Below are 6,000 nucleotides of genomic sequence, written 5' to 3' on the forward strand. Positions count from 1 at the left end.
GAAATCACCGTGTGACGAGTTGAGCAGCTACGAGGTTGCCCTTGCGGGCGTGCAGGGTGGCGGCCTCCTCTCGTGCGACGTCCGTGCCTGCCTCGTCCCCAGCGAGCTCCAGGATCTCGGCCAGGGTCTCGTGGAGCAGTGCGCGGAGCGGCAGCAGGCGGTCGGGCACGCCGGTGATGGCCTGGCGCACCAACCGCTCGGCTCCCGTGTGGTCGTGGTGGTCGGCGAGGGCGCGGCCCTCGGCCGCACGCGCCAGCGCCTGCGCGATCACGCCCTCGGCCGGGGCCTGCTCGGACGCGAAGGTCGCCAGCCGTGCCGCTGCCTCGGCGTGCCCACTGCGGGACTTGAGGAGCGACAGACCGGAGGCGATCTGCGCCGCCTCGTCCCGCGCCGTCACCTGCCGGGCCACCTCCAGTGCCTCCTCCAGGGCGGCGACCGCGGCAGCGCGATCGCCGGCCAACAGCTCCACGCCGGCCCGTTGCTGCCCGATGAAGGACAGCGGGCGGGGGAGGCGGATCCGTTCGCGCAGCAGCTCTCGCGCACGTACGACCAGCCGCCGGCCCTCGTCGACCTCCCCGGTCATCGCCCGGAACCGTCCCAGCGCAGCCACCACCCCGAGGTGGTTGAGCCCACCCACGTCCATGACCTCATCACAGGCGCGGATGCACTCGGGCACGGGCGTGGGGCCGTGGAGGAGGTGGAACACGACCCACCAGGGAGCGCCCAGCCGTTCCCGGAGGTCGTCCGTGCGACGAGCCCGCTCGATGCCACGCCACGCCACCTCGGCCAGCTCCTCAATACGGCCGGCGCGCAGGTGGATGGTGCCCAGCAGGTAGTGGGCCTGGGACACCCGGACGTCGTCGCCCTCGCGCTCGAAGGCGGCCAGCGCCTCCTGGACCTGCTGCTGGATCGCGGACATCGGGATCGGGTCCGGGCCGGTGATCATGCGGAACCGGACCTGCTCCAGCCGCACGCCCCGCGACGTCGCCTCGTCACCGTCGCGTTCGACGAGGTCCAGCAGCTCCTCGAAGCAGTCCGCGGCCTCGTCGGGTCGACCCATCACCGGGTACGCCTCGGTCAGCCGTCGCAGCACCGCCAGACGCTGCGGATGGTCCGCCGGCAGCAGCGCACGCGCGCGCGACAGCAGGTTCTCGGCAGCCGGCACGTCGAAGCGTGCGTACGCCCGCAGCCCGGCCCCGGCCAGCCGCTCGCCCGCCCTGACGGCCAGGTCCTCCGTGGCGGGATCATCCCGGCCGAGGTCGCGGCGGTGGTGGACCGCCTGCTCGAGGTGCAGGCCGGCGAGTTCCTCGGCCTCCGCCACCGCCACGCCGGACTCCGTCTCGACCCACTTCGCCAGACTCGCGTGGAGCTCGGCCCGGACCGCGTGGGTGAGGCTGCGGTAGGCGGCCTGCTGGATCATGACGTGCCGGAAGTCGAAGCCGACTCCACCCTGTCGGCTGCTGCGGCGGCGGACCAGCTGCTTGTCCTCCAGCACCTGCAGGTGACGGTCGAGGTGCACCCGCGCCTCGTCGGGAACCAGGGCCTGGAGCGTGTCCAGCTCGACGTCGACACCGATCACCGAGGCGCACCGCAGCAGGTCACGTTCCGCAGGGCCCAAGCGGTCGAGCCGGGCCGTGAGCAGGGCCTGGACGGTCGGTGGAACCTCCAGCTCCCGGCCGGTCCGGCCGGACCCCGGCTCCTCCCGGGCGGCCGCCAGCAGCTGCTCCAGGAACAGGGGGTTGCCCTGGCCCATGGCCTGGATGTGACCCATCGCCTCCGGGGCAAGGTGGTGACCGCCCAGGCGTTCGACGACAAGCCGGCGGCTGTCCGCGGATCCGAGTGGCTGCAGCTCGATCGTCGTGCCAGACGGCACCTCGGTCATCCACCGAGGCCGCACGTCCGCGAGCTCGGGACGGGCGAGGCACAGCAACAGCACCGGTGCCCGGATCGATTCGGCCAGGTACTCGACGAGGTCGAGGAAGGTCGGCTGTGCCCAGTGGACGTCCTCGACCAGCACGGCCAGTGGCTCGCGGCGTGCGGTCACCTCGAGCAGCCGCCGTACGGCCACGAACAGGTCGCCCGGATCACGCAGGGGCTCGTCGGTCAGGGAGGTGGCGGCCCCGATCAGCCGGGCGTGCGCGGCTCCGTGGGGCTCGGCCGCCAGCAGCCGTTCGAGCCCCGCCAGCCCCGTCCGGTCGGTGAGGTCCTGCACCAGCTCCCGAAGGGGCCAGAAGGTGATGCCCGTGCCGTATCCGCGACAGTGGCCGGTCGCCGGGCGTGCCTCGCCGGTCACCGAGTCGGCGAACGCCCGGGCCAGCCGGGACTTGCCCACGCCCGCCTCGCCGACGACGGTCACGAGCGCGGCCCGTTCCCTGCGGACGGTGTGCTCGAGCGCCTCCCGCAAACGGGCCAGTTCATCCGTCCGGCCGACGAGCGAGGTGTCGGTCGGCGGCGAGGATGTGGGCGCTGCGACCGGCTCCACCAGCCGCCACACCCGACCATCTGCGGTGGCGTCGGAGGGACCGTCCACAGGCTCGAGGATGGCAGCGCGGTCGACCAGTCGGCGGGTCGTGTCCGCCAGCAGCACCTCACCCTCGCGCGCGGCCTGCTGGAGCCGCGACGCGCGGCCCGCGGTCGGCCCGGACACGCCGGCAGCCGTCGGGTCGCCGACGACGATCTCGCCGGTGGCGATCCCCACGCGCACGGCGGGTCCCGTGCCACAGTCACGCGCCGAGGACGGGGCGAGGTCCTTGAGTTCGCGCTGCAACGCCGCGGCGGCGCGCACGGCACGCAGGGGGTCATCCTCGTGCGCCACCGGCAACCCGAACACGGCCACGGCCACGTCGCCGACGATCCCCTCGACACGGCCACCGTGCTGCTCGACCACGCCCCGAGCGGCGGCGTGGGCACTATGCATCAGGGGCCGGATTGCCTCGGGATCAGCATCGGGAGACGTCAGGGTCGCCACGGGCGACAGGTCCGCGAACCACACGGTGACGGTCCGGCGGCCGGTCCCGAGCCAGGCTCTATCGGTATCGGGCCGGGCGCCGACGACGCTGTCGGCGACACGAGCGGATCCCGGGGCATTGAGGTTCGGGTCCTGGGCGAGGACTGCCTGTTCCAGCGCGCGAAGGCGCGTGCCCGGTTCCATCCCCAGCTCATCGACAAGCTGCCGGCGGGCCGTTCGGTAACCATCGAGGGCCTCGGCCTGCCGTCCGCACCGGTATAGCGCGACCATGAGATGGGCCCGTAGGTCCTCGCGCAGCGGGTGTGCGGCCACCAGCTCCTCCAGCTCGGCCACCACCTCCACGTGGCGGTCGAGCTCCAGGTCGGCGCCGATGCGCGTCTCCAGCGCGGTCACGCGCAGCTCGTCGAGGGCGGCGATCGGCGTCTGCGCGAACGGCTCGTAGGTGAAGTCGGCCAGCGCTGGCCCGCGCCACAGGTCGAGTGCGGCCGACAGTTGCTCGGCACGCTCCGGCGCCGGCGCGTCCAGCGCGCCCTCGACCAGCCGGCGAAACCGGTGGACGTCGATGCGTTCGTGGTCGACCGCCAGCACGTACCCGGGCGCATGCGTGACCAGGACGGTTGGCGGGTCGTCCCTGCCCCGGCACGGCTCTAGAAGCTTCCGCAGCCTCGACACGAGGTTCTGGAGCGCCGTGCTGGCCGTCGGCGGCGGGTCACCACCCCAGAGTTCGTCTATCAGCCGATCAGCCGGCAGTATCTGTCGGGCGTGCAGGGCCAGCAGCGCGAGCAGCGACCGAATCCGCCCGCCCGGCAACGCCACCGTATGGCCGTCGACGACAACCTCCAACGGCCCGAGCAGCCGCAGCTCCACGGACTCCTCCCTGTCAGTACCACGATACGTCCCAGGCGCGGGGGACGTGCCGGGGACGTGCCCACCGCGTTAGTGGTGCGTTAGTGGTGGCAAGCATCCTCGTGGCACCGTACGAAGGAGCACCGATGGACACACCACTGCTGCAGATCTTCTCGGCACGCATCCAGGACGGGAAGCTGCCCGGCTACCGGCAGTACGCCCGCGAACACGCGGCCTTCGCAGAACGCGTGCACCCGGATGTGCTGGCGTTCCACCTCTTCCTCAGCGAGGACCAAGGCACGGTTCATGCCGTCCAGCTGCACCCGAACGCGGACTCGATGGACCTGTGGATGAAGGCCGTCGTCGCCGAGCACGGCGTGACGGCGTACGAGTACCTCGAGCAGGGCTCGGAGCCGTCGCTCGCCTATGGGCCACTGAACGAGCCGACGCTGGAGGGGATGCGACAGTTCGGCGTGCAACTGACCCACAGCCCCGAGCACCTCGCCGGCTTCACCCGCCTGAACACGTGACAAGACCACAGCCGAAGGAGGGGTGTCATGATCGACCAACAGCACACCGTACGGATCGGACGAACCGTCGACGACGTGTTCGCCTTCGTCGCCGAGCCGACCAACGAGCCGTCGTGGCACCACGACGTCGTCGACGTGCACACAGCCCAATCCGGACCACTGCGGCTCGGTGCAAGGCTGGACTGGAAGGTGAAGTTCCTCGGTACGAAGGACTACCAGGTCGAGGTCACCGGGTTCGAGCCCAACCACCTCATCGAGATCACGACACTCGAAGGTCCGGTCAAACCGGTCGTCACGCACCTGTTCGAGCGAGACGGGGATGCCACCCGCTACACCCGACGGGTCAGGTTCAAGCCAAAGGGCCTGTTCCGTGTCCTCGAGCCGGTCCTGCACCTGATGCCCAGCCCGAATGCCCGCTGGGCTCGCAACCTCAAGAAGGTGCTTGAGGAGACCTGACCACGACAGACGAGGAGGGCGCGATGGCAGAGCCATTCATCTTCATCAACTCCTACCGGATCAATGCGGGACAGGAGGAGGCCTATCTGGAGAGGTTCCGCGAGGTGATGGACATCGTCCAGACCGAGGAACCGAGGATGCTGTACTTCGCGGAGCACCTCAGCGAGGACGGGTCCGAGGCATCGACCGTGCAGGTGCACGCCGACGCGGAGAACATGGCGTTCCACATGCAGTTGATCGAGGACCGCATCCGTGCGGCGGGCCGGTACCTCGACGTCGACTCGTACTCGATCCGCATCTACGGGGAACCGACGCCCGACCTCCTCGAGCAGATGCGCCAGCTGGCCGGCTCTGGTGTGTCGGTGACCGTCAGCCGGCCCGTTGCCGGCTTCAGCCGGTTCCCCGACACGGGCTGAAGGGACGACTACCGTAATCGCGTGGTCGTGTCGCCACGCCTTGAACACCTACCTCGCCGGGCCGGTGACCCGGAGAGGAGAGGTCGGTCCGCCTCGGGGCCGTGCCACACGCGCACTTGCCGTGAGCGAGTCGTGAGCGAATGGATGCCAGGCGCCCTGCGCGTACACGCAAACTGGCCAGATTCTTGCGAATCTGGCCAGTTTCAGTAGCGGGGGCAGGATTTGAACCTGCGACCTCCGGGTTATGAGCCCCGACGAGCTCGTCCCGTCCTGTTCAGCGATGTCCTGGAATGTGCCGCTGACCAGGGGAAACGCACTCTCGTCGTCTCACCGTGTCCAGCCCTGTTTCGGTCTGTCCCGGTGCTCGTGGCGGTCATGTGGCGGTCATGACCCGACCGTCCACCCGCCTGTGGCCACATCCGCACTCCCCCATCTCGGTCGACTGGCTGGCGTACCCTGTTGGCATGAGCGACACGAAGAATCCCGTCTACCTCGACGCCGATCTGCTGGCCCGTCTCGAGGGACTCGCCGACGAGGCCGGGGTCGATCGCGACACTTATGTCGAGGATGCACTGCGCCGCCACCTCGCGGGCCGAGAAGGCGAGCACCTCGCGCAGGATCAGGACGGCGCGTTGGTTGGGTGGCAGATGCTGCAGCGCCGCGACGAACGCGAGCTCGACGCCCTCGCGCTGCTCGTAGCGCGCGTCGGGCGCCGCAGGACCCTCTTCCAGCCCGACTCGTTCGTCCGGATAGGGCTCGATCCAGACGGACTCCACGAGCGGCT

Annotated in this window: 5 protein-coding genes; 3 read left to right on the plus strand and 2 right to left on the minus strand. The window is 70.3% G+C overall.

Translation table 11 applies throughout. The features are described 5' to 3' along the window. Positions 1 to 4: 4 nt before the first annotated feature. Positions 5 to 3,835, minus strand: a complete 3,831-nt coding sequence (locus KY469_11605) for an AAA family ATPase (protein MBW3663736.1) — start codon at positions 3,833 to 3,835, stop codon at positions 5 to 7. A 125-nt stretch (positions 3,836 to 3,960) separates the two neighbouring features. On the opposite strand from KY469_11605, the gene KY469_11610 reads away from it, so the two are divergent. From KY469_11610 to KY469_11620, 3 genes are read left to right on the plus strand one after another with little or no spacing between them, the layout of a single operon-like run. After that, on the plus strand, positions 3,961 to 4,344 hold the full coding sequence (locus tag KY469_11610) for a hypothetical protein (GenBank protein MBW3663737.1): 384 nt from the start codon (positions 3,961 to 3,963) through the stop codon (positions 4,342 to 4,344). A gap of 27 nt (positions 4,345 to 4,371) precedes the next feature. Further along, entirely contained in the window at positions 4,372 to 4,800 is a 429-nt protein-coding gene (locus KY469_11615; GenBank protein ID MBW3663738.1) for an SRPBCC family protein, read from the plus strand. Positions 4,801 to 4,823: 23 nt separating this feature from the next. Next, the gene (locus tag KY469_11620) at positions 4,824 to 5,216 is read left to right on the plus strand and encodes a hypothetical protein (protein ID MBW3663739.1); all 393 of its coding nucleotides are present in this window, start codon (positions 4,824 to 4,826) and stop codon (positions 5,214 to 5,216) included. Positions 5,217 to 5,458: 242 nt separating this feature from the next. On the opposite strand, the gene KY469_11625 is transcribed toward KY469_11620, so the two are convergent. Further along, positions 5,459 to 6,000 (minus strand): hypothetical protein (locus KY469_11625; GenBank protein ID MBW3663740.1); only part of this gene is annotated, 542 nt, incomplete at its 5' end.

The organism is Actinomycetota bacterium, from assembly GCA_019347575.1.
In the GTDB taxonomy this organism is placed as follows: domain Bacteria; phylum Actinomycetota; class Nitriliruptoria; order Nitriliruptorales; family Nitriliruptoraceae; genus JAHWKY01.

What these genes read in the sequence shown, in the direction of transcription:
- KY469_11610 (MBW3663737.1), top strand. Translation starts at nt 3,961, where the DNA reads ATGGACACACCACTGCTGCAGATCTTCTCGGCACGCATCCAGGACGGG.
- KY469_11615 (MBW3663738.1), top strand. Translation starts at nt 4,372, where the DNA reads ATGATCGACCAACAGCACACCGTACGGATCGGACGAACCGTCGACGAC.
- KY469_11620 (MBW3663739.1), top strand. Translation starts at nt 4,824, where the DNA reads ATGGCAGAGCCATTCATCTTCATCAACTCCTACCGGATCAATGCGGGA.